This window comes from Sphingomonas sp. GV3 (assembly GCF_031082075.1).
Classification (GTDB): domain Bacteria; phylum Pseudomonadota; class Alphaproteobacteria; order Sphingomonadales; family Sphingomonadaceae; genus Sphingomonas; species Sphingomonas beigongshangi.
In genome coordinates, this window is record NZ_JARWLE010000001.1 from 2,080,062 (window position 1) to 2,100,551 (window position 20,490).

Sequence of the window (20,490 nt, forward strand, 5' to 3'; positions counted from 1 at the left end):
ATGGATCATGATTGCCAAAGCCGCCGCGCCTTTCTGAAGCGCGGCGCCGCGCTCGGCCTCGCCGGGGTCGCCACGCCCTTCGTCACCAGCCTCGCCGCGATCGGCGAAGCCGCGGCGGCGACCGCGACCGATTACAAGGCGCTGGTCTGCATCTTTCTCTACGGCGGCAACGATTACGCCAACACTTTGCCGCCCTACGACCAGGCCAGCTACAACCAGTATCTCGCCGCGCGCGCCAATATCGCGCTGACCCGCGATTCGCTGGCCAATACCGTGCTGTCGCCCGCGGCGGACCTGGCGGGGGGGCGCCAATATGCGCTCGCGCCGACGATGGGATCGCTGATGCCGCTGTTCAATCAGGGCAAGCTGGCGGTGGTCCTCAACGTCGGCACGCTCGTCCAACCGACGACCAAGGCGCAATATCAGGCGAACAGCGTCAGGCTGCCGCCGAAGCTGTTCAGCCACAACGACCAGCAAAGCTATTTCCAGGCGTCCAATCCGGAAGGGGCGACGTCGGGCTGGGGCGGCCGGATGGGCGATCTGTTCCAGAGCGGCAACGGCGCCTCGACGCTGACCTGCATCAACACCAGCGGCAACGCGGTCTATCTGACCGGCAAATCGGCGGTGCAATATTCGGTCGGCACCGGCGGCCCGGTCGCGCTGATCAACAATGCGTCCAGCCTGTACGGGTCGACCACCGCGGCGGCGACGCTGCGCAGCCTGATGACGGGCAGCAACGCCAACATGTTCGCGAGCGAACATGCCCGCGTGGCGAAACGGGCGCTCGACACCTACACGCAGGTCGCCGGCGCGCTGGCCAATGCGCCGGCCAGCGGCTTTTCGCTGTTCCCGAGCGGCAACAGCCTTGCCGATCAACTCAAGATGGTGGCCCGGATGATCTCCGTCTCGTCCGAACTGGGCGCAAAGCGGCAGGTATTCTTCGTCTCCATCGGGGGTTTCGACCTGCACGACAATCTCGTCGCCCAGCATCCGGGGCTGATCGGCAAGGTCGCCGATGCGATGCGCGCCTTCTACGACACCACCGTGGCGCTCGGCGTCGCCGACAAGGTGACCAGCTTCACCGCCTCCGACTTCGGCCGGACGCTTCAATCGAACGACGACGGTTCCGACCACGGCTGGGGCAGCCACCATTTCGTCATGGGCGGCGCCGTGAAGGGCCAGCGCTTCTACGGCACGCCGCCCGCGATCGGGAACGGCACCGCGGACGACGTCGGCCAGGGCAGGCTGCTGCCGTCGATCGCCGTCGACCAATATGCCGCGACGCTGGCGAGCTGGTTTGGCATCGCCAATGGCGACCTGTCGACGGTGTTGCCCAACATGGGCAATTACAACGCGTCGAGCTGGAACCTGGGCTTCGTATAAGGCTGGAGCAGGCGGGAGCCCGCTCGAATCACTGCATGAGCACAGCGCGATAGGCTGCGAAGCAGCGCTCGCCGCACTTGAGGCGGATCAGCGCGCCCTCGGCCATCGCGGTCGCGCGACGCGGATCCTCCTCAACCGCGGGGCGGATCGCCTCGCGGTTCCAGTCCTCCGAATGCTTGACGTCTAGCACCGCGTGCAGGTCGAAATATCGGCGCTCCTTCGTTGAGAAGCCGAGCCGCTTGAGGCCCTTCGCCGTTGCGGCCGAACGATCCGGCGCAGTCAGCTCGATGACGCCGAGCGCGCCGACCGACTGCCATGCGTAGCGGCGGCTGGTCGCCATCGCCGTCATCGCATTGGCCAGGCACAGGCTTTGCCACAGCGTGTTCTCGATGACCGGATGGACCTCCAGCGTCTCGACGAGCGCGTTCAGCATCGGGCCATGCATGCCGGCGGCCTGACCCCGGCCCATCTCGTCCCAATAATTCCGCGCCAGCTCCAGCTTGGGAAGCTTCGGCAATTTGACCTGCGTCATCGCGACGAGGTCGTCGAAACCGGCCTCGCCCGCCGCTTCCTGTTCGAAGAACCAGCGGAGCTGGTGGAGATCGGCATGGTTGGCGAGCCAGGGGAACAGGGGGTCGTGCTGACCGGGCCCGTTGGCCTTCAGCGCCTCGAACCAGGCGATGAAGCCGTCCACGTCAATCGGCGCGGCGGCGGCTTCGTCCGCCACCTCCTCGCGCAGCTCCTCGAGGAAACCGCCTTCGAGCCGCTGCATCCGCACGTCGCGATCGAGCGTCCGCTGCCAGTCGGCATCGGGAAAGCCCGGTTCCAGCCGTTCGCGGTTCCAATGCGCGAGACCACGCTGGAAGCTGTCCGTGAGGAATTGCGAGCCTCGTGAGGGCGCGTCCGCGATCCGCGTTGCCATAAGTGATCTCTCCCGTATCGACCCGGGCAACCCGTTGTTTTCGCGATCGTTCCAGCGCGACTCGGCGCCGTTGACCTCGATCAGCACGTTCGTGAGCCGCGGGCGGCAGCGCCCTTCCCCCACCTCCCCTGGATGCGTATAGCCGCTGCCATGACGACGGCCGAGACGCCTCTCCTGATCCCCGCCGACTGGCGCGATTTCCTGGCGCTGACCAAGCCGAGGGTGATGACGCTCGTCGTCTTCACCGGCCTGTGCGGCATGCTCGCGGCGCCCGTGCCCATTCATCCCGTGCTGGGCTTCACCGCCATCCTGTGCATCGCGCTCGGCGCCGGCGCGGCGGGCGCTCTCAACCAATGGTATGAGGCCGACCTCGACGCCGCGATGCGACGCACGCAGCAGCGCCCCCTGCCCGCGGGCCGCATGGACCGGCAGTCGGCACTGCATTTCGGCGTCGGTCTGGCCGCCTTCTCGGTCATCCTGATGGGATTTGCGGTCAACCTCGCCGCCGCGGCGATCCTGACCGTATCGATCCTGTTCTACGTCCTCGTCTACACCGTCTGGCTGAAGCGGCGGACGCCGCAGAACATCGTCATCGGCGGCGCGGCGGGCGCGTTTCCGCCGCTGATCGGCTGGGCGGCGGCGACGGGCGACGTGGCGTTGCTGCCCGTGCTGCTGTTCGGCCTCGTCTTCCTGTGGACGCCGCCGCACTTCTGGGCGCTCGCGCTGTTCGTGAAGACGGATTATGCCAATGCCGGCGTCCCGATGCTGCCCGTCGTCGCGGGCGAGCGCGTCACGCGCCACCAGATCGGGCTGTACACCATCCCCATGGCGCTGGCGGCGATCGCGCCCTGGCCGCTGGGTCTGACCGGCGCGATCTATGGCATCGTCGCCACCGTGACGACGCTGGTCTTCGCGCTGCTGGCGCTGCGCGTCGCGACGCGGCATACGCAGGCGGACGATCGCATGAAGCCGGAGAAGCGCTTGTTCAGCTATTCGATCCTGTATCTTTTCGTGGTGTTCGGCGCGCTGGTCGTCGACCGCTGGGTGATGGCATGACCCCCGACGACCAGGATCTGATCCGCCGGCGGCAGAAGTCGCGCGCGCTCGTCATGGCCTTGTTGCTGGGGGCGTTCGTGATCCTCGTCTTCGCGATCGCGCTGACCAAGATCCGGCAGGGCATGGTATGAGCGCGCCGGCGGATCCGACGACCCGCCGCCAGCTGCGCACCGCGATGTTCGCCGTGCTCGGCATCTGCCTGATGACGGGCGTCGCCTGGGCCAGCGTCCCGCTTTATCGATTGTTCTGCCAGGTGACGGGGCTGAACGGCACGACGCAGCGCGGCCTCGCGGCGCCGGGCGCGGTCAACCACAAGATCCGCATCGACTTCGACACCAACGTCGCGCCTCACATGCCGTGGCGGTTCCGCCCGGAGAATCCGTCGGACACGGTCGACATCGGTGCGCGCGACATGGCGTTCTTCCTCGCCACCAACACCAGCGACAAGCCGATCACCGGCAGCGCGACGTTCAACGTCACGCCTTCGCAAGCGGGGAAGTATTTCACCAAGATACAATGCTTCTGCTTCACCCAGCAGACGCTCAAGCCCGGCGAGACGGCGCGCATGCCGGTGATCTTCTTCGTCGATCCGAAGATCCTTCAGGACCCGGATGCCAGCGACGTCGAGACGATCACGCTGTCCTACACGTTTTACCCGGTAGATTCCGGCAAGACGCCAAGCTAGGGTCGCCGGCAAGAGAGGGTATAACAGGGACACGACGATGGCCGGCGCCAAGAACCACGACTATCACATCCTGCCACCCAGCATATGGCCCCTGTTCGGCTCGCTGTCCGCGCTCGTCATGGCGTCGGGCGCGATCATGTGGATGCACGGCGGCCATCTGGCGGCGGACAAGGCCAACGGCGGCGGCTGGATCTTCTTCGCCGGCCTCGCGGGCGTGCTGTTCACCATGTACAGCTGGTGGGCCGACGTGGTGCGAGAGGCGCATCACGGCGACCATACGCCCGTCGTGCAGCTGCACTTCCGCTATGGCATGATCCTGTTCATCGCCTCCGAGGTGATGTTCTTCGTCGGCTGGTTCTGGGCGTTCTTCGATTTCTCGCTGTTCCCGACCGCGATGAGCTTCGTCGACGGCCAGGTCGAGCGCGCGGCAGAGGGTGCTGCGGCGATCGCCGCGCAATGGCCGCCCAAGGGGCTGGAGGTGATCAACGCCTTCGAGTTCCCGCTGCTCAACACGCTGATCCTGCTGACCAGCGGCACCACGGTGACCTGGGCGCATCACGCGCTGATCCACAACCAGCGCGGCGGCGAGAAGACGGGCCTATGGGGCCTGCTCGGCGTGGGAAATCGCGACGGCGTGCTGAAGGGCCTGTGGCTGACGGTCGTGCTGGGCGTGCTGTTCAGCTCGATCCAGGCTTATGAGTATGCGCACGCTCCCTTCCCCTTCAAGGGGCTGAACTACGGCGCATCCTTCTTCATGGCGACCGGCTTCCACGGTTTCCACGTGCTGATCGGCACGATCTTCCTGATTGTCTGCCTGATCCGCGCCTACAAGGGCGACTTCACGCCGCGCCAGCATTTCGGCTTCGAGGCCGCAGCCTGGTACTGGCATTTCGTCGACGTCGTCTGGCTGTTCCTGTTCGTCACCATCTACGTCTGGGGTGGCTGGGGCGCGCCGGTCCACGGCGGTTGACGGCATGAGCGGGTGACGATCTGATGGACGATCCGTCACCCGCGCCGGTGGCGCAAAGCGCGGCACGCGCCGTGCTTGAAGCCGGCGCCAGGGGCCTTTGCCCGCGGTGCGGCAAGCCCGCGATCTTCGACGGCTGGATCCGTTTCGCGCCGCGCTGCCGTGCCTGCGCGCTTGATCTCACCCAGTTCAATGTCGGCGACGGCCCCGCCGCCTTCCTGACGCTGATCCTCGGCACCATCGTCGTCGCCATGGCGATCATCGTCGAAATCAAGTTCCACCCGCCGCTCTGGCTGCACATGCTGATCTGGATCCCGGTGACGCTCGCGGGCGTGATCTGGAGCCTGCGCCTCGCCAAGGCCGCCCTGCTCGCCGCCGAATATCGCAACGCCGCGCGCGAGGGTCGGATCGATACAAGCGTCGGGGAGTGATCGCCGTGAAGCGCCTGCCTGTCATCCCGACGCTGGTCGTCGCGCTCGCCGTTGCCGCGATGGTCGGTCTGGGCCTGTGGCAATTGCTCGACCGTCTGCCGAAGAAGGAAGCGTATCTGGCGCAACTGGCGCAGAACCCCGCCAAGCCGCCGGTCGCCTTCCCCCGCTTCCCCGACGACCGGCTGCTGTTTCGCCGCACCAGCGCGATGTGCCTGCAACCCGTCGGGCAGCGGCTCGCCGGGGCGGGCTCCGCGGGGTATCGCGTCATCGTCGCTTGCCGTACTGGCGCGGAGGGCCCCGGCTTCGCCGTCCAGCTCGGCACGACGCACGATCCCCGGTTCCACAGCGACTGGCGCGGCGGCATGGTGACGGGCTTCGTCAGCCATGCGCCGGACGCGCGTCCGCTGCTCGCCACCCTGTTCGATCATCGCCTGCAGGACATGCTCCTCGTCGCCGATCGCGCGCCGCCAGGGCTTGCTCCCAATGGCAAACCGGACCTATCGAGCGTGCCGAACAACCATCTCTCCTATGCGGTGCAGTGGTTCTTCTTCGCTGCCATCGCCGCCGTGATCTATGCACTCGCGGTCAGCCGACGCCGGAGCCGTTGATGCGTTACGTTTCCACCCGCGGGTTCGCGCCCGCGCTCGACTTCCGCGAGGTCACCCTCGCCGGACTGGCCAGCGACGGCGGCCTCTACGTGCCCGAAGCCTGGCCGACCCTGAGCCCGGAGGCGATCTCTGGCCTGCGCGGCCTGTCCTATGTCGACACCGCCGTCGCGGTGATGGCGCCGTTCGTCGCGGGGAGCCTGAGCGAGGCCGACCTGCGCGCGCTATGCACCGCCGCCTATGGCCGCTTCGCGCATGCCGCGGTGACCCCGCTGGTCCAGCTCGACCACGACCAATGGCTGCTCGAGCTGTTCCACGGTCCCACGCTGGCGTTCAAGGACGTCGCCCTGCAATTGCTCGGTCAGCTGTTCGAGCGCTTCCTCTCCGGCGGCGAGGCACCCGTGACGATCGTGGGCGCGACCAGCGGCGACACCGGATCGGCGGCGATCGACGCGGTCGCGGGCCGCGCCGGCATCGACATCTTCATGCTGCACCCGGCGGGGCGCGTGTCCGACGTCCAGCGACGCCAGATGACGACGGTGCTGGCGCCCAACGTCCACAATATCGCGATCGACGGCGACTTCGACACGGCACAGGCGCTGGTCAAGGCGATGTTCAACGACACCGGTTTCGCCAGCCGATTCCGCCTGTCCGCGGTCAATTCGATCAACTGGGCGCGGCTGATGGCGCAGGTGGTCTATTACTTCCATGCCGCCGTCCGCCTCGGCGCACCGGAGCGGGCGATCGCCTTTTCCGTCCCGACCGGCAATTTCGGCGACGTCTTCGCCGGCTACGTCGCGGCGCGCATGGGTCTGCCCATCGCGAAGCTGATCGTGGCGACGAACGTCAACGACATCCTCTATCGTGCCCTCTCCGCCGCGGACTACAGCCGCGGCACCACCGTTCCGACCGCGACACCATCGATGGACATCCAGGTTTCGTCCAATTTCGAACGGCTGCTGTACGATGCCAACGGTCGCGACGGGCATGCCCTCGCGACGCAGATGGCCGGCTTCGAGCGCGACGGCACCATGCGGCTGACCAACGCCCAGGCCGATTTCGCGCGCAACCTGTTCGTGCCCGCGCGGATCGATGCGGACGGCATGGCCATGGCGATGCGCTGGGCGGCCGAACAGGGCGGCGAGATCCTCGATCCGCACACCGCGATTGCATTCGCCGCCGCGCGCGAAGCCGGGCTGGACGTACCGGTCGTGACGCTGGCGACCGCCCATCCGGCCAAATTCCCCGACGCCGTGGAGCGCGCGACCGGGGCTCGTCCGACGTTGCCGGCACGGCTCGGCGACCTGTTCGACCGCGAGGAGCGCTATGCGTCGCTGCCCGGCACGTTCGACGCCGTCACGGCCTATATCGCGCAGCGGGCGACGCCGCGCGCATGAAGATCGAGACGATGATCGGCGCGCCCTGGTCCGACTATGGGCTGCTCGATTCGGGCCACGGCCGCAAGCTGGAGCGCTACGGCCGCTTCCGCTTCGTGCGTCCGGAACCGCAGGCGATGTGGGCGCCGGCGACCACCGATTGGCGCGCGCAGGGCGAGTTCGTGCCCGGCTCCGACGAGGAAGGCGGCGGCCGCTGGGTCTTCGCGGAGCCGGTGCCGCGCGACGGCTGGCCGATGAAGTGGGAGCAGGTCCGCTTCACCGCGCAGACGACGCCCTTTCGGCACCTTGGCTTCTTCCCCGACATGGCGCCGGTGTGGCGGTGGATGCGCGAACGCGTCGACGGCATGGACGCGCCGGAATGCATGAACCTGTTCGGCTATACCGGCGTCGGCACGCTGGCGATGGCAAGCATCGGCGCCAGGATGGTGCACGTCGACGCGTCCAAGAAATCGGTCGAGGCGGCGCGCGGCAATGCGGCGCTGTCCGGCCTGTCCGACGCGCCGATCCGGTGGATCATCGACGACGCGGCGAAGTTCGTCGCGCGCGAGGTGCGGCGCGGTCGTCGGTACGACGGCATCCTGCTCGACCCGCCCAAATACGGCCGCGGGCCCGAGGGCGAGGTATGGCGGCTGGAGGAGGATCTGCCGCGCCTGATCGCGGACTGCCGCAAGTTGCTCGACGCCGAGTCGCGGTTTCTGTTTCTCACCGTGTATGCCGTGCGCATGAGCGCGCTTGCGATCGGCGAGATGGTGCGGCAGGTCTTCGCAGATTTGCCCGGCACGGTGGAGGCGGGGGAATTGGGCGTCCGCGAGGAAGCCCGCGGTCTCACGCTACCCACCGCGATCTGGGCGCGCTGGTCCCGATAGGCCGCTGCCGCTCCTTCCGGCAGAGCGCAGTTCGATCCTCCGGCGCCGGGCGATCCTGATGCTCCGTCGCTTGTCCGGCGGGTGGGCGTGAGGGCCGGCACTGCCGCCGCCCTCGTGGATCAGGCGCTAATCCAGCCCGGCGCGCATCGCCGCGGCGGTGACGAACGGTGCACCGGCGACCAGCAGCAGGCTCGTCGCGCCGAGCAGCTTCAGCGCGCCCGCACCCTCGCCCGTGCCGAAGATCAGCAGCGGCACGGCGAGCGGCAGCATGACGAGCCCCGCGATCGCGCCGGCGCCGCGCAGTCCGGCGACGAGCGCCCCCGTCGCGAGGCCCAGCGCCGCTAGCCCCGGCGTACCGAGCAGAAGACCCAGTTCGACGCGCATCAACGTCGCCGCCGGAAGGTCGAGCAGCGCCGCCGCCACGACCGCGGCCAGCATCAATGCCGGCGCGAAGCCGAGCCAATGCGCGGCCAGCTTCGCGGCGGCGACCAGCGCGAGCGGCACGTCGCGGACGGCGAATTGGTCGATGACGCCGCCCTCCAGATCGGGCGCGACCAGCCGCTCCGCCGGCAGCAAGGCGGCCAGCAGCGCCGCCGCCCAGATCACGCCGCCGCCGATGCGTCCCAGCAGTGCCGCATCCGGCCCGACCGCGAACGGGAAGAGGATCGCAACCAGCAAGAAGAAGGCGATCGGCCAGAGCAGACCGCCGCCCGCCCAGGCGCGGCGGAGATCGCGTGACACGAGACGCAGCATGCTCATCCGCCCAGCACCACCGCCTGCGCGCCGGGCAGCGTGACGACGGCGTGGCTGGCGACGACCGCAATGCCGCCGGCGGCGCGATGCGCGGCGAGCAGCCGGTCGAGGAGCGCCATGCCCTGCGCATCGAGACCATTCGTGGGCTCGTCGAGCAGCCATATCGGCGTGCCGCTTCCCCAGATGCGGGCAAGCGCGGCGCGCCGACGCTGGCCGGTGGACAGCATCCGCACGGGAACGGAGGCCACGCCTGCCAGACCCAAAGCGTCGAGCGCCGCCAGGGGCGCCGCGATCCAGAAGGCCAGCGCACGGCCCAGGGGAAGGTCGGGATCCAGTGCGTGGGCCTCGGTCAGCAGCGCGACCGCGCCATCGCGCGTCACCTGTCCCGCGGCGGGTCGCAGCAGCCCCGCGAGGATGCGCATCAGCGTCGACTTGCCGGTTCCGTTCGGCCCGGTCACGAGCGCGGCGTCGCCCGCCGCCAGGGCAAGATCGACATGGTCGAACAGGATCCGCCCCCCACGCGCGGCCGCGACGTCGACGAGGGTCAGCGCGGTCAATCCGCCACCGCGTCCTCGAGCGCATGCATGTCGTCGTCGGACAGCCCGAAGTGGTGGCCGATCTCATGGATCGTCACATGGCGGACGAGATCATCGAGCCGCACGTCCGTCTCGACCCATTCGTCCAGGATCGCGCGGCGGTAGAGGTGGATGCGATCGGGAAGCGCACCGGAGTCGAGCGACGACTTCTCGCCGATCGGCCGCCCATGGTAGAGACCGGTGAGATCGAGCGGATGGTCCAGCCCGAGTGCCGAGAGCGTCTCGTCGTCGGCGAACTCCTCGACGATAAGGACGATGTCGCCCAGATGCGCGCGAAACGGCGCGGGCAGCCGCGCGATCGTGTCGCGCGCGATCCGCTCTATCGTCTCCGCATCGGGGGCCGTGCCCAGAGCCTCTTGCCCGTTCATGATCCACGCCATACCCCGTATGCTCCCGCCGCAGCAAGGACGACACCGTGACCGACGCCCCCATCGAAGCGCTGAGCGAAGCCGAGCGCGCCGACGCGCTCGATGGGCTCCCCGAATGGGACTATGACGAGGCGCGCGACGCGATCACCCGCAGCCTCGTGTTCGCCGATTTCGTCGAGGCGTTCGGCTTCATGACGCAGGTGGCGCTGATGGCGGAAAAGGCCAATCACCATCCCGAATGGAGCAACGTCTACAACCGCGTCGAAATCCTGCTGACCACGCACGACGCCGGCGGCCTGTCGGGCCGCGACATCGAGATGGCGGAGGCGATCGACGCGATCGTCGACGCGTGATGCTCGCGCCGGCGGCCCGGATCACCGCCGGCCCGCTCCCCTCGCCGAAGAACGATCAGCGCAGCGCCTTGCGCATCCGCTTGCGGAGTTGGCCCGGCATCCAGCGCGCCGCGAAGCGAAGGCGATCGGCGGTCTTGCCGACATAGGTGTGGACCGCATCGCCATGGACCGCCGCCCAGGCGGCCTCCGCGACGCGGTCGACCGGCGTCAGTTCCAGGCCGGCGCCCGTCACACTCTCGCGGATCGTGCGGTTGGTACCGCCGGCGACGCCGTCGAGCAGCGGCGTCTCGATGAAGCTCGGCAGCAGGTCGCGCACCTTGATGCCCTCGCGATACCATTCGCCGTCCAGCGCCTCGGTCAGGCCGCGCACCGCGAACTTGGTGGCCGAATAGGTGGCGAGACCCGACGATCCGTAGATGCCGGACGCGGAGGAGGTGTTGAGCAGCACGGACCCCGGCGTCTTCGCCAGATAGCCATGGCCGATCCGCGCGCCGTTGAGCACGCCCGTGAAGTTGATCGCGACGGTGCGATCGATATCCTCGAAGCTCGCCTCCGCCAGCGGGCCGCCGGTACCGATGCCGGCGTTGTTGAACAGGACGTCGAGGCGCCCGCCGCTCTTCTTCGTGAAATCGTCGAGGCTCGCGCGCCACGCATCGCGGTCGCGCACGTCCATGACATAATGTTCGGCCAGCCCGACGGGCAGTTGCGCCGCCGTTTCGGCGAGAAGGGCGGCGTTGACGTCGGCGAGGCCGACGCGCCAGCCGCGGCTGGCGAAAAGCCGCGCGACCGCGCGGCCGATGCCCGACGCCCCGCCGGTGATGAAGATCGCGCGTACCTCGCTCAACCGTCCTCTCCCTCCATTTGCCTTTGCGACAGGCATCCCGCATCCTCGTGAACGATGCCAGCAGAATCGCTCCGCCTTGATCATATTGCCAAGCGGTTCGGCGATACGCCAGCGGTGGACGACGTCACCCTCGGCATCGCGAAGGGCAGCTTCGTTGCGCTCGTCGGGGCGTCGGGGTCGGGCAAGTCGACGCTGCTCCAGACGATCAACCGGCTGATCGTACCCGACAGGGGCCGCGTCCTGATCGATGGCGTGGATGTCGCCACCGGTCCCGCTCATCTGGTGCGCCGCCGCATCGGCTACGTTTTCCAGGGGATCGGCCTGTTCCCGCATATGACCGTCGCGGAAAACATCGCGATCGGCGCCCGCATCGCCGGTCAGCCGATACCCGACGTCGCCGCCCTGCTCGACCTCGTCCGGCTGCCGGGCGCCATCGCCGACCGGATGCCCGATGCGCTGTCGGGCGGCCAGCGTCAGCGCGTCGCGATCGCCCGGGCACTCGCGCCCGGTGCCAGGCTGCTGCTGCTCGACGAGGCGTTCGGCGCGCTCGATCCGGTGACGCGCGACGCATTGGGCCGGGAAATCCGCGACCTGCACGACCGGCTGGGTCTGACCACCATCCTGGTCACGCACGACATGGCGGAGGCGCTGCTGCTCGCGACGCGGGTGCTGGTGATGCGGGCCGGGCGCATCGTCGCGGACGAGACGCCTGCCGCGCTGCTCGCCGGCGAGGGTGGCGAAGCGGCGCAGGCGCTGGTCGCCGTGCCGCGCGATCAGGCGCGCCGCCTCGCAGAGATGCGCGCATGAGCGCATTCGCAGACGCGCTGGCCGAAGTGCCGCCGCTGCTCGCCAGCCATGTCCGGCTCGCCGCCGCTGCGCTCTTCGCGGGGCTCGCCATCAGCCTGCCGCTCGCGGTACTGGCGCACCGCCGACCATCGGTCGGGCGGATCGTACTCGGCTTCGCCAGCCTGGTGCAGACGATCCCGGGCCTTGCCCTGCTCGCACTCTTCTACCCGCTATTGCTGTGGCTATCCGCTGCCGCGGGTGGCGGGATACCCGCTTTGGGCTTCCTCCCCTCGCTGCTCGCGCTGACGCTCTATGCGCTGCTGCCGATCATCCGCAACGGCGTCGCCGGCCTTGCTGGCATCGATCCCGCGGTGATCCAGGCGGCGGACGCCGTCGGCATGACGCCGATGCAGAAACTGCGTCTGGTCGAGGCGCCGCTCGCGTTGCCGGTGCTGGTCGCGGGCATCCGCACCGCCGCGGTATGGACGATCGGCGCGGCGACGCTGTCGACGACGGTCGGCTGCCCGAGCCTGGGCGACATGATCTTCGCCGGCCTCCAGACCCAGAACTGGGCGCTGGTGCTCGCGGGCTGCATCGCCGCCGCAGCGCTGGCGATGGTCGTCGACGCGCTGATCGGTCTGGTCGAGCGCGGCATCATACGGCGCCGGCGCGGAACCTGGATCGCCGCTCTCGCCGTCCTCGCGGCGGGCGTGGTTGCCGCTGCGGCGCCGCTGGTGCAGCGGGGCGGCGAGCGGGTGGTCACGATCGGTGCCAAGAACTTTTCGGAGCAATATATCCTCGCGCGGCTGATCGGCGACCGGCTGCGCGATGCCGGCTACACCGTGCGCTATCGCGACGGACTGGGGTCGGCGGTGATCTATCGCGCGCTAGCGGGCGGCGATGTCGATGTCTACGTGGACTATGCGGGCACGCTGTGGAACGGCGCGATGCATCGCAGCGACGTGCCGCCGCGCGCCGCCATGGTCGGCGCGATCGGCGCGTGGACCCGCCGCACCGACGGCGTGCGCCTGCTCGGCCCGCTTGGGTTCGAGAATGCCTATGCCTTCGCGATGCGGGGGCAGGAGGCGCGGCGGAAGGATATCGCCGACCTCGACGCGCTTGCCCGCGCGGCGCCCTCCCTTCGGCTCGGCAGCGACCTGGAATTCCTGTCGCGGCCCGAATGGGCGGCGGTACGCCGTGCCTATGGCTTTCAATTCGCCACGGCGACGCCGTACAGCCCGACCTTCATGTATCGCGCGCTGTCCAGCGGTCAGGTCGACGTCATCTCCGCCTTTTCCTCCGACGGTCGGATCGCGGCGGACGGGCTGACGGTGCTGGCCGATCCGCGCCATGCCATCCCGAGCTATGACGCGCTGCTGCTGATCGCGCCGCGCCATGCGGACGATCCACGCCTCCTCGGCGCGCTTCGGCCGCTGGTGGGGCGTATCCCGGTCACCGCGATGCGCGAGGCGAACTATCGCGTCGACCGGGATGCCGACAAGCAGAGCCCGGACGCTGCGGCCAGGTGGCTGGCGCAGCGCCTGGGCCTTTGACGCCGGGCATCCCGGCGGTGCCCGCTCAGGATGACTGACGCGACTGGAAGTTCGGCAGGGGACTGAACAGCTTGCGGATGCTCAGGCGGATTGTCCGGCCGAGCGGATTGAGATAGTCCGGCTGGTAGCTGATCGGCGTTAAGCCATTGGCGTCGCGCACGCGCTGGCGGCTGTCGAACAGATTGTCGACGCCCAGCGTCATGCGGAGCCCGCGCACCCAGGGATGCGCCTTCAGCAGCGGCAGTTGCTGGCCGAGATCGGCGAAGACGCGCAGGTTGGCAGTGGCGAGGCCGGAAAAGGTCAGCGGCTGCGGTTGCGCGGCGGTTCCGCCGTTGACGCGCGTTCCGGTCTGATAGTCGCCCGACAGACGCACGCCGATGCCGTTGTTCGAATAGCCCGTCTGCAGTTCGAACTCGTGCCGGGGCTGGCCGCCGTTCTGACCAATCGCATCGCCGTTCAGCAGGTCGAGGCTCGGCCCGCCCGGCGCGACCAGTACGCGATCGGTCAGGTGCCAGGTGTGGTAGAAGGCGAACTGGATACGGCCGCCGCCCTGCCCGCCCCGGCCGCCACCGAACCCGCCGCCGCCGAAGCCGCTGCGTCCGCCATAGCCGCCGGGTCCCCGGCCGCCGCCGCCCGCCGCAGCCTGATCGCCGCCCGGAGGAGGTGGTGGCGCATCGCCCGCCGGCGGCGGGGGTGGCGCTCCGTCGGCCGCCTCACCGCGCCCGCCGCGTGCACCGCCGCCGGGGAAACCGGGCAGGCGCATGCCGGCGAACGGATTGGGTCCGGTGCCGGCGCGGAACGCCTCGATCTCCTTCTGGATGCGCGACTTGATCGGCTTGCTGAAATTGATCCCCCAGCGCAGCGACGAATTCTCCGTCCGCGCATAGTTGATCGGGCGCGTATCGAGCCGGATCAGCTCGCCGTCGGCATCGCGCGTGAAGCGATCGGGAAAGGCCGCCTCGATCGCCGCGGTCGGCGTCGGAAAGCTCGCGATCGGATTGTTGACGCGGGTGTTGGTATAGCCCGCGATCAGCGTCAGGTCCTTGTCGTCCCAGGGCTTCAGGTTGAGGCCGAGGCGGGTGACGCGGCGATTGTCCTCGGTCAGCGCGGGATTGCCGCCGCTCACCGTCGTCACCGTCGTCGTCGCGCCGCGCACATAATCGAACACGCGCACGTTGGGCGTGACGATCAGCGGGTTGCCCAGCTGCGCCGCGCTCGGCGCCTCGTCCTGGTGGCTGACGGAGCCGATCAGGCGGACGCCGTTCAGCGGCGACCAGTTGACGCCATAGCCATAGGTATAGAGCGTACCGAAATCCGACAGATGGTCGACGGCGGCATTGGCGTTGAGCGACAGGCTGCCGATCGCGCTGAGCACGTCCTTGACGCGGCTGGCGATCGGCACGTCGATGTTGAGTCGTCCGTTGACGATATCCCGGGAAACCTGGCCCGCACTGGTAATGCCGACCCCGTTCAGCCCCTGCCGATAGGAACTGCTGTCGAGGCTGCTCGCCTGCGCACCGACGCGCAGGGTCGTGGAGATCGGACCGGCCGGAAGATCGACGAGGGGGCCGTTGACGAGCGCCTGCAACTGGCCGCTGTTCGACAGCGACCGGCCGCGGTTGGCGATGCCCGCGCCGATGTCCGCCGCCGTCAGCGCCGCATTGGGATTGGCGGTGGGATCGCCGGCATTGAGGCGCGCCTGAAACGCGCTGGTGTCGACCCCCGTCTCGGTGAAGGTACGCGTATCGGCGCGGTCGTAGGTCCCCGTGACCGTCCACAGCCACTTGGCGCTCAGCCGCCCGTTGAGCGACGTGCCGAGATGCGCGGTGATCCCCTGGCTGCGCTGTGCCAAGGGCAGGAAATCCCCGCCCGACAGCACGTTGGTGACCGTCGTCGCGCCGCCCGACGCGAACGGGTTGCCCGCCGGCACGGCAAAGGTCGCGGTCGGCAGCCCATATTGACCGATGCTGTCGCTGGTCGCGATCTCGCCGTTGATCGATGCCGAAACCCCGCCGATCGGACGGGCGTAGACCATGTTGGTCGACACGTTGCGGGTGAACGGCTGCAGCGTGCGGTACGGCCGCTGGTCGAAGCTGGTCGTCGCGCCTTCGGTGGGGGCGGCGGCGATGTCGCGCTGCGACTCGAGCAGGGCGGCGCTTTCCTGGTAATTGGTGTTGATGTTGAGCCGGGCGCCGTTGCGGATCGACAATATGCCGAGCTGCGCCTGGGGCGCGTTACCGCCGCCTTCGGTCGACGTCTTGTCGGCAAGCTCCACCGTCGTCGCGCGAAAGCGGCGGCGCAGGACGATGTTCACGACCTTCTGATCGGCGGTGTAGCCGTATTTGAGCGCGACCTCCTCCGGCAGGATGTCGACGCGGGCGATCGCTTCGGTGGGGATGTCGCGGATTTCCTGGAAACCGGCGATCCTCTTGCCATCGAGCAACACCACCGGCGGTCCGCCGACCCCGCTCGTCGTCTGCGGCCCCAGTTCGGTGAGCAGGTCCGAGACGGAGCTGACGCCATAGGCGCGGATGTCCGCCGGGCCGAGCTGCTGCTCGGGCGGTATGTCGCCGATCACCGAACCCGGCAGGTTTCGCGTGCCGCGAACGATGATGTCGGGTTCGTCGCTGACCTCTTCCTGCTGGGCCGGCGCGGCGGCCTTGGGCGCGGGCTGCTGCGCGGATGCGGCCGGCGCCTGCGCCTGCTGCGCCTGCTGCGCCGCCGCCATCGCCGGCCAGCTCACCGCCGCCATCGTCATCGCCAGCCCAATGCGCATCCGCCACTCCGTACCCGAACCGTTCCGGCCCAAACGCCGGACCGTGCGCCTAGGGGGCAATTGTCGCGAGAGTGTGTCGGCTCAGCCGTTTTTCTCCTGATCCAGCGCAAAGGCTTCGATCCGATGCAACATGTCGCTGAATGCCGCGACCTCGTCGCGCGGAAACCGCGAGAAGATCCGCGCCTCGAGATCCAGCGCCTTCGGCGCCACCGCCGCGTAAAGCGCACGGCCGGCTTCGGTCAGGTCGAGCAGGTGGCTGCGCCTGTCGTCGGGATTGTCCTGCCGCGCAAGAAGCCCACGCTCGACCAGCGCGATCGCCGCGCGGCTGACGGTCACCTTGTCCATCCGCGTCCGCGCGCCGATCGCCTGCTGCGTGATCCCGCCGCTTTCCGCGATCACGGTGATCAGCCGCCATTCGGGAATCGAGAGGCCGAACAGCGACTGGTAGGCGCGCGCGATCAATCCGCTGACCAGATTCGAGGTGACCGACAGCCGGAACGGCAGGAATTCGTCGAGAACGAGGCGCGGTTCACCCATCCGCCAATTGGTATCAGTTGACACCTTTTTGGCAATGGCGCAGGAATTTGGTATCAAGCGATACCAGTTTTGAACTCGCGACAGGAGCGAAAGCCATGGATCATATCGACGTCAATCCGATGGGCCTCGACGGGTTCGAGTTCTGCGAATTCACCTCTCCCGATCCGGATGCACTCGCCGCGCAGTTCGAGGCGATGGGCTTTGTCGCGGCGTCGACGCATCCCTCGCGGGCGGTCACCCGCTACAAGCAGGGGCGCATCAACCTGCTGATCAATCGCGAGGACAGCGGCCATGCGGCCGAGTTCCGCGCCGCGCACGGCCCTTCGGCGAGCGCGATGGCGTTTCGCGTGCAGAACGCGCGCGAAGCCTATGACGCGGCGATCGCCCGCGGCGCCAAGCCGGCGCCGGCCGGCCAGGCCCTGGACGACATTCCCGCGCTGGAGGGGATCGGCGGATCACTGCTGTATCTGGTCGACCGTCACGGCGCCGCGGGTTCGATCTACGACAGCTGGGATCAGGTGCCCGGCGCGGCGGAAGCGGAGGCCGAGAACAACGTCGGCCTGGATCTGCTCGACCACCTCACCCACAACGTCCGGCGCGGGCAGATGCGCGTCTGGTCGCAATTCTACGGCCAGATCTTCGGCTTCGAGGAGCAGAAGTACTTCGACATCAAGGGCAAGGCGACCGGCCTGTTCAGCCAGGCGATGATCGCCCCCGACCGCGCGATCCGCATCCCGCTGAACGAGAGCCAGGACGACAAGAGCCAGATCGAGGAATTCATCCGCGACTATAACGGCGAGGGCATCCAGCATCTCGCGCTCACCACCGACGATATCTACGAGACGGTGGAAAAGCTGCGCGCGCGCGGCGTGAAGCTGCAGGACACGATCGAGACCTATTACGAACTCGTCGACAAGCGTGTGCCGAACCACGGCGAGGACTTGGAACGGCTGCGCCGGAACCGCATCCTGATCGACGGCAACGTCGGCGAGGAGGGCCTGCTGCTGCAAATCTTCACCGAGACGATGGTGGGGCCGATCTTCTTCGAGATCATCCAGCGCAAGGGCAACGAAGGGTTCGGCAACGGCAACTTCCAAGCGCTGTACGAGTCGATCGAGCTGGATCAGATCCGTCGCGGCGTCATCACGGTCGACGCATAAGCGTCGGCCGGATGCCCGCGCGAAAGCGCTGGGCCGTGACCCGCCGTCATGGCCAGCCTGGATATCCGCCTCCGCGGGCATGACGGAGCTGGAGCGGCGGCGTTAGACGACGGGGTGGTGGAGGCAGGAGAGGAAGCTAGACAATGACGGACCGCCACCCCATGACCGACTATATCCCCGGCTTTGGCAACCATGTCTCGACCGAGGCGGTGCCCGGCGCGCTTCCCATCGGACGCAATTCGCCGCAGCGGCCCGCTTTCGGCCTGTATGCCGAACAGCTCTCCGGTACCGCCTTCACGGCGCCGCGGCATGAAAACCGGCGCTCGTGGCTATACCGCATGCGGCCGACGGCGGAGCATCCGCCCTACCGCCGCTATGAGGGGGCCGCCCTGTTCGCGCCGGGGACCGACGACGCGCCGCTCGCGCCCAACCGGCTGCGCTGGGATCCGACGCCGCTGCCGACCGCGCCCACCGACTTCGTCGACGGACTGGTCACGATGATGGCGAACCGCGATCCGGCCGAGCTGGAGGGCGTCGCGCTGCACGTCTATGCCGCCAATCGCGACATGACCGCGCGCGTCTTCATGGACGCCGACGGCGAACTGCTGTTCATCCCGGAACACGGCCGTATCGCGCTGTACACCGAACTCGGGCGGATCGACGTCGCGCCAGGGCAGATCGCACTGGTGCCGCGCGGCGTGCGCTTCCGCGTGCGCCTGCCGGACGGGAATGCGCGCGGCTATCTGGCGGAGAATCACGGCGCCCTGTTCCGCCTTCCCGATCTGGGCCCGATCGGCGCCAACGGTCTCGCCAATCCGCGCGACTTCGAGACGCCCGTCGCCTGGTTCGAGGACAGCGACGAACCGACCGAGGTGATCCAGAAGTTCATGGGATCGCTGTGGACCACCACGCTCGACCACAGCCCGCTCGACGTCGTCGCCTGGCACGGCAATCTCGCGCCCTGGCGCTACGACCTGTCGCGCTTCAACACGATCAACACGGTCAGCTTCGACCATCCCGATCCGTCGATCTTCACCGTCCTGACCTCGCCGTCCGACGTGCCCGGCCGCGCCAACGCCGACTTCGTCATCTTCCCGCCGCGGTGGATGGTCGCGGAGAATACCTTCCGACCGCCGTGGTTCCACCGCAACGTGATGTCCGAGGCGATGGGGCTGATCACCGGCGCCTATGACGCCAAGGCGGAAGGCTTCCAGCCCGGCGGCATCAGCCTGCACAACATGATGGCCGGCCACGGGCCCGACCTCGCGAGCTGGCAGGGCGCCTCCGCCGCCGATCTGAAGCCGCACAAGATCGACGGCACGATGGCCTTCATGCTCGAAAGCTGCTGGCCCTATGCGCCGACCACGCACGCGCTGGGTCATGCGCAGCTCGACTACGACGCGGTGTGGAAGGATTTCCCGAAGGCGCGGCTGCCCGCGGACCCTTCGGCATGATCCTCCACGGCTATTGGCGATCCGGCGCGGCCTATCGCGTCCGCATCGCCCTCGCGCTCAAGGGCGTCGCATATGAACAGGTCAATCACGACCTGCGCACCGGCGCGCAGGCCGCGGCCGGCTATGCCGCGCTCAATCCGCTGAAACTCGTCCCCGCGCTGGAGATCGACGGGCGCGTGCTGACGCAGTCGAGCGCGATCATCGAATGGCTGGAGGAGACGCATGTCGATCCGCCCCTGCTACCCGCCGATCCGTTCGGCCGGGCAAGCGTGCGGGCGCTGGTCGCGACGATCGCGGGCGACACCCACCCGCTGCACAATCTGCGCGTCCACAAGGCGCTGCGGGAACGATTCGGAGCGGACGAGGCGGCGGTCGCCGACTGGAACCGCCACTGGATCGCCACGGGCCTTGCCGCGGTCGAGGCAGCGGTTCGGCGCGACGGGCGCGGCTTCGCCTATGGCGACACGCCGACGATGGCGGATTGCTACACGGTGCCCGCACTCTATTCCGCCAACCGTTTCGGTGTGGACGTGGCGTCCTTCCCGGCCCTGGCGGCGGCGGTCGAGCGCGCGGCAGCCCTGCCCGCGATCCAGTCCGCCCATCCGTCGGTCCAGCCCGATGCGGACCCGGCATGAGTGACACCGCCCGGCTGACGGCCACGCCCGCCGGCGTCCGACTGGCGCCGCTCGAGGCGATCGTCGACGGTCGTGCGCGCAACTTCGTGCTGCAGATGAAGGCCGGTCGTTTCCACGGCTTCGTGGTCAGACGGGGACGGGATGTCGCCGGCTATGTCGACCGCTGCCCGCACGCGGGGGTACCGCTCGCCCAGAAGCTCGACGACTATCTCACGCCCTCGGGCGATCTGATCGCGTGCAGCTGGCATGGCGCGCTGTTCCGCATCGACGACGGAACCTGCGTCGGCGGACCCTGCGTCGGCCAGGCATTGACGACCTGGCCCGTCCGGGTGATCGAAGGCTTCGTCACCACCGCCTGACGCT

The 20,490-nt window shown here is 68.6% G+C and carries 23 protein-coding genes; 16 read left to right on the forward strand and 7 right to left on the reverse strand.

What is annotated here, in order from left to right; all coding sequences use genetic code 11:
* Complete coding sequence (locus RF701_RS09830; protein ID WP_308814827.1) at positions 1 to 1,383, forward strand: DUF1501 domain-containing protein; 1,383 nt, start codon at positions 1 to 3, stop codon at positions 1,381 to 1,383.
* 28 nt (positions 1,384 to 1,411) lie between these two features.
* Here the strand turns inward: RF701_RS09830 and RF701_RS09835 are convergent, their stop codons facing one another.
* On the reverse strand, positions 1,412 to 2,305 hold the full coding sequence (locus RF701_RS09835) for an iron-containing redox enzyme family protein (protein ID WP_308814829.1): 894 nt from the start codon (positions 2,303 to 2,305) through the stop codon (positions 1,412 to 1,414).
* 150 nt (positions 2,306 to 2,455) lie between these two features.
* Here RF701_RS09835 and RF701_RS09840 point away from each other — a divergent pair, with 150 nt between their 5' ends.
* Genes RF701_RS09840 through RF701_RS09875 form a run of 8 tightly spaced genes read left to right on the forward strand, consistent with a single transcriptional unit; the run spans position 2,456 to position 8,312 of the window.
* Positions 2,456 to 3,361 (forward strand): heme o synthase, encoded by a 906-nt coding sequence (locus tag RF701_RS09840; protein WP_210357727.1) that lies wholly within the window; start codon positions 2,456 to 2,458, stop codon positions 3,359 to 3,361.
* Positions 3,358 to 3,492, forward strand: coding sequence for a hypothetical protein (locus tag RF701_RS09845; protein ID WP_282596416.1), 135 nt, complete (start codon positions 3,358 to 3,360; stop codon positions 3,490 to 3,492). Before RF701_RS09840 ends, RF701_RS09845 begins: the two co-directional genes overlap by 4 nt.
* A complete protein-coding gene (locus tag RF701_RS09850; protein WP_203311412.1) occupies positions 3,489 to 4,046 on the forward strand; it encodes a cytochrome c oxidase assembly protein in 558 nt (185 codons plus the stop codon). The genes RF701_RS09845 and RF701_RS09850 overlap by 4 nt, the downstream gene beginning before the upstream one ends.
* A gap of 37 nt (positions 4,047 to 4,083) precedes the next feature.
* The gene (locus RF701_RS09855; protein ID WP_203311413.1) at positions 4,084 to 5,016 is read left to right on the forward strand and encodes a cytochrome c oxidase subunit 3; all 933 of its coding nucleotides are present in this window, start codon (positions 4,084 to 4,086) and stop codon (positions 5,014 to 5,016) included.
* A gap of 23 nt (positions 5,017 to 5,039) precedes the next feature.
* A complete protein-coding gene (locus tag RF701_RS09860) occupies positions 5,040 to 5,444 on the forward strand; it encodes a DUF983 domain-containing protein (protein WP_308814832.1) in 405 nt (134 codons plus the stop codon).
* A 5-nt stretch (positions 5,445 to 5,449) separates the two neighbouring features.
* Complete coding sequence (locus RF701_RS09865; protein WP_308814833.1) at positions 5,450 to 6,052, forward strand: SURF1 family protein; 603 nt, start codon at positions 5,450 to 5,452, stop codon at positions 6,050 to 6,052.
* Positions 6,052 to 7,446, forward strand: a complete 1,395-nt coding sequence (gene thrC, locus RF701_RS09870; protein ID WP_308814834.1) for a threonine synthase — start codon at positions 6,052 to 6,054, stop codon at positions 7,444 to 7,446. The genes RF701_RS09865 and thrC overlap by 1 nt, the downstream gene beginning before the upstream one ends.
* Complete coding sequence (locus tag RF701_RS09875; protein ID WP_308814837.1) at positions 7,443 to 8,312, forward strand: class I SAM-dependent methyltransferase; 870 nt, start codon at positions 7,443 to 7,445, stop codon at positions 8,310 to 8,312. The genes thrC and RF701_RS09875 overlap by 4 nt, the downstream gene beginning before the upstream one ends.
* A gap of 126 nt (positions 8,313 to 8,438) precedes the next feature.
* Here RF701_RS09875 and RF701_RS09880 read toward each other — a convergent pair whose 3' ends face one another.
* The 3 genes from RF701_RS09880 to RF701_RS09890 are packed head-to-tail and all read right to left on the reverse strand — an operon-like array spanning position 8,439 to position 10,029.
* Positions 8,439 to 9,065, reverse strand: a complete 627-nt coding sequence (locus tag RF701_RS09880; protein ID WP_210357901.1) for a heme exporter protein CcmB — start codon at positions 9,063 to 9,065, stop codon at positions 8,439 to 8,441.
* A 2-nt stretch (positions 9,066 to 9,067) separates the two neighbouring features.
* Positions 9,068 to 9,622 (reverse strand): heme ABC exporter ATP-binding protein CcmA, encoded by a 555-nt coding sequence (gene ccmA, locus RF701_RS09885; protein WP_308814839.1) that lies wholly within the window; start codon positions 9,620 to 9,622, stop codon positions 9,068 to 9,070.
* Positions 9,619 to 10,029, reverse strand: coding sequence for a metallopeptidase family protein (locus RF701_RS09890; RefSeq protein ID WP_374758608.1), 411 nt, complete (start codon positions 10,027 to 10,029; stop codon positions 9,619 to 9,621). Before RF701_RS09890 ends, ccmA begins: the two co-directional genes overlap by 4 nt.
* A 47-nt stretch (positions 10,030 to 10,076) precedes the next feature.
* Here RF701_RS09890 and RF701_RS09895 point away from each other — a divergent pair, with 47 nt between their 5' ends.
* Positions 10,077 to 10,382, forward strand: a complete 306-nt coding sequence (locus RF701_RS09895) for a 4a-hydroxytetrahydrobiopterin dehydratase (protein WP_308814841.1) — start codon at positions 10,077 to 10,079, stop codon at positions 10,380 to 10,382.
* Positions 10,383 to 10,437: 55 nt separating this feature from the next.
* Here RF701_RS09895 and RF701_RS09900 read toward each other — a convergent pair whose 3' ends face one another.
* Positions 10,438 to 11,226, reverse strand: coding sequence for an SDR family oxidoreductase (locus RF701_RS09900; protein ID WP_308814843.1), 789 nt, complete (start codon positions 11,224 to 11,226; stop codon positions 10,438 to 10,440).
* A 54-nt stretch (positions 11,227 to 11,280) separates the two neighbouring features.
* Here RF701_RS09900 and RF701_RS09905 point away from each other — a divergent pair, with 54 nt between their 5' ends.
* Complete coding sequence (locus RF701_RS09905) at positions 11,281 to 12,033, forward strand: ATP-binding cassette domain-containing protein (RefSeq protein WP_308814845.1); 753 nt, start codon at positions 11,281 to 11,283, stop codon at positions 12,031 to 12,033.
* Positions 12,030 to 13,565: an ABC transporter permease/substrate-binding protein gene (locus RF701_RS09910; protein WP_308814847.1), complete on the forward strand. Its 1,536-nt coding sequence runs from the start codon at positions 12,030 to 12,032 to the stop codon at positions 13,563 to 13,565. The genes RF701_RS09905 and RF701_RS09910 overlap by 4 nt, the downstream gene beginning before the upstream one ends.
* Positions 13,566 to 13,590: 25 nt before the next feature.
* Here RF701_RS09910 and RF701_RS09915 read toward each other — a convergent pair whose 3' ends face one another.
* Positions 13,591 to 16,341: a TonB-dependent receptor gene (locus RF701_RS09915; protein ID WP_308814849.1), complete on the reverse strand. Its 2,751-nt coding sequence runs from the start codon at positions 16,339 to 16,341 to the stop codon at positions 13,591 to 13,593.
* 81 nt (positions 16,342 to 16,422) lie between these two features.
* The gene (locus RF701_RS09920) at positions 16,423 to 16,878 is read right to left on the reverse strand and encodes a MarR family winged helix-turn-helix transcriptional regulator (RefSeq protein WP_210357900.1); all 456 of its coding nucleotides are present in this window, start codon (positions 16,876 to 16,878) and stop codon (positions 16,423 to 16,425) included.
* A gap of 95 nt (positions 16,879 to 16,973) precedes the next feature.
* Between RF701_RS09920 and hppD the strand changes: the two genes are divergently transcribed.
* The 4 genes from hppD (at position 16,974) to RF701_RS09940 (ending at position 20,486) form a co-directional block, all read left to right on the forward strand.
* Positions 16,974 to 18,038, forward strand: a complete 1,065-nt coding sequence (hppD, locus tag RF701_RS09925) for a 4-hydroxyphenylpyruvate dioxygenase (RefSeq protein WP_203311425.1) — start codon at positions 16,974 to 16,976, stop codon at positions 18,036 to 18,038.
* A 161-nt stretch (positions 18,039 to 18,199) separates the two neighbouring features.
* Entirely contained in the window at positions 18,200 to 19,492 is a 1,293-nt protein-coding gene (gene hmgA, locus RF701_RS09930) for a homogentisate 1,2-dioxygenase (RefSeq protein WP_308815648.1), read from the forward strand.
* Positions 19,489 to 20,127 (forward strand): maleylacetoacetate isomerase, encoded by a 639-nt coding sequence (gene maiA / locus RF701_RS09935; RefSeq protein WP_287979319.1) that lies wholly within the window; start codon positions 19,489 to 19,491, stop codon positions 20,125 to 20,127. Before hmgA ends, maiA begins: the two co-directional genes overlap by 4 nt.
* Positions 20,124 to 20,486 carry a Rieske (2Fe-2S) protein gene (locus RF701_RS09940; RefSeq protein WP_210357715.1) on the forward strand — a complete coding sequence of 121 codons (363 nt, stop codon included), beginning with the start codon at positions 20,124 to 20,126 and terminating at the stop codon, positions 20,484 to 20,486. Before maiA ends, RF701_RS09940 begins: the two co-directional genes overlap by 4 nt.
* The last annotated feature ends 4 nt before the right edge of the window (positions 20,487 to 20,490 follow it).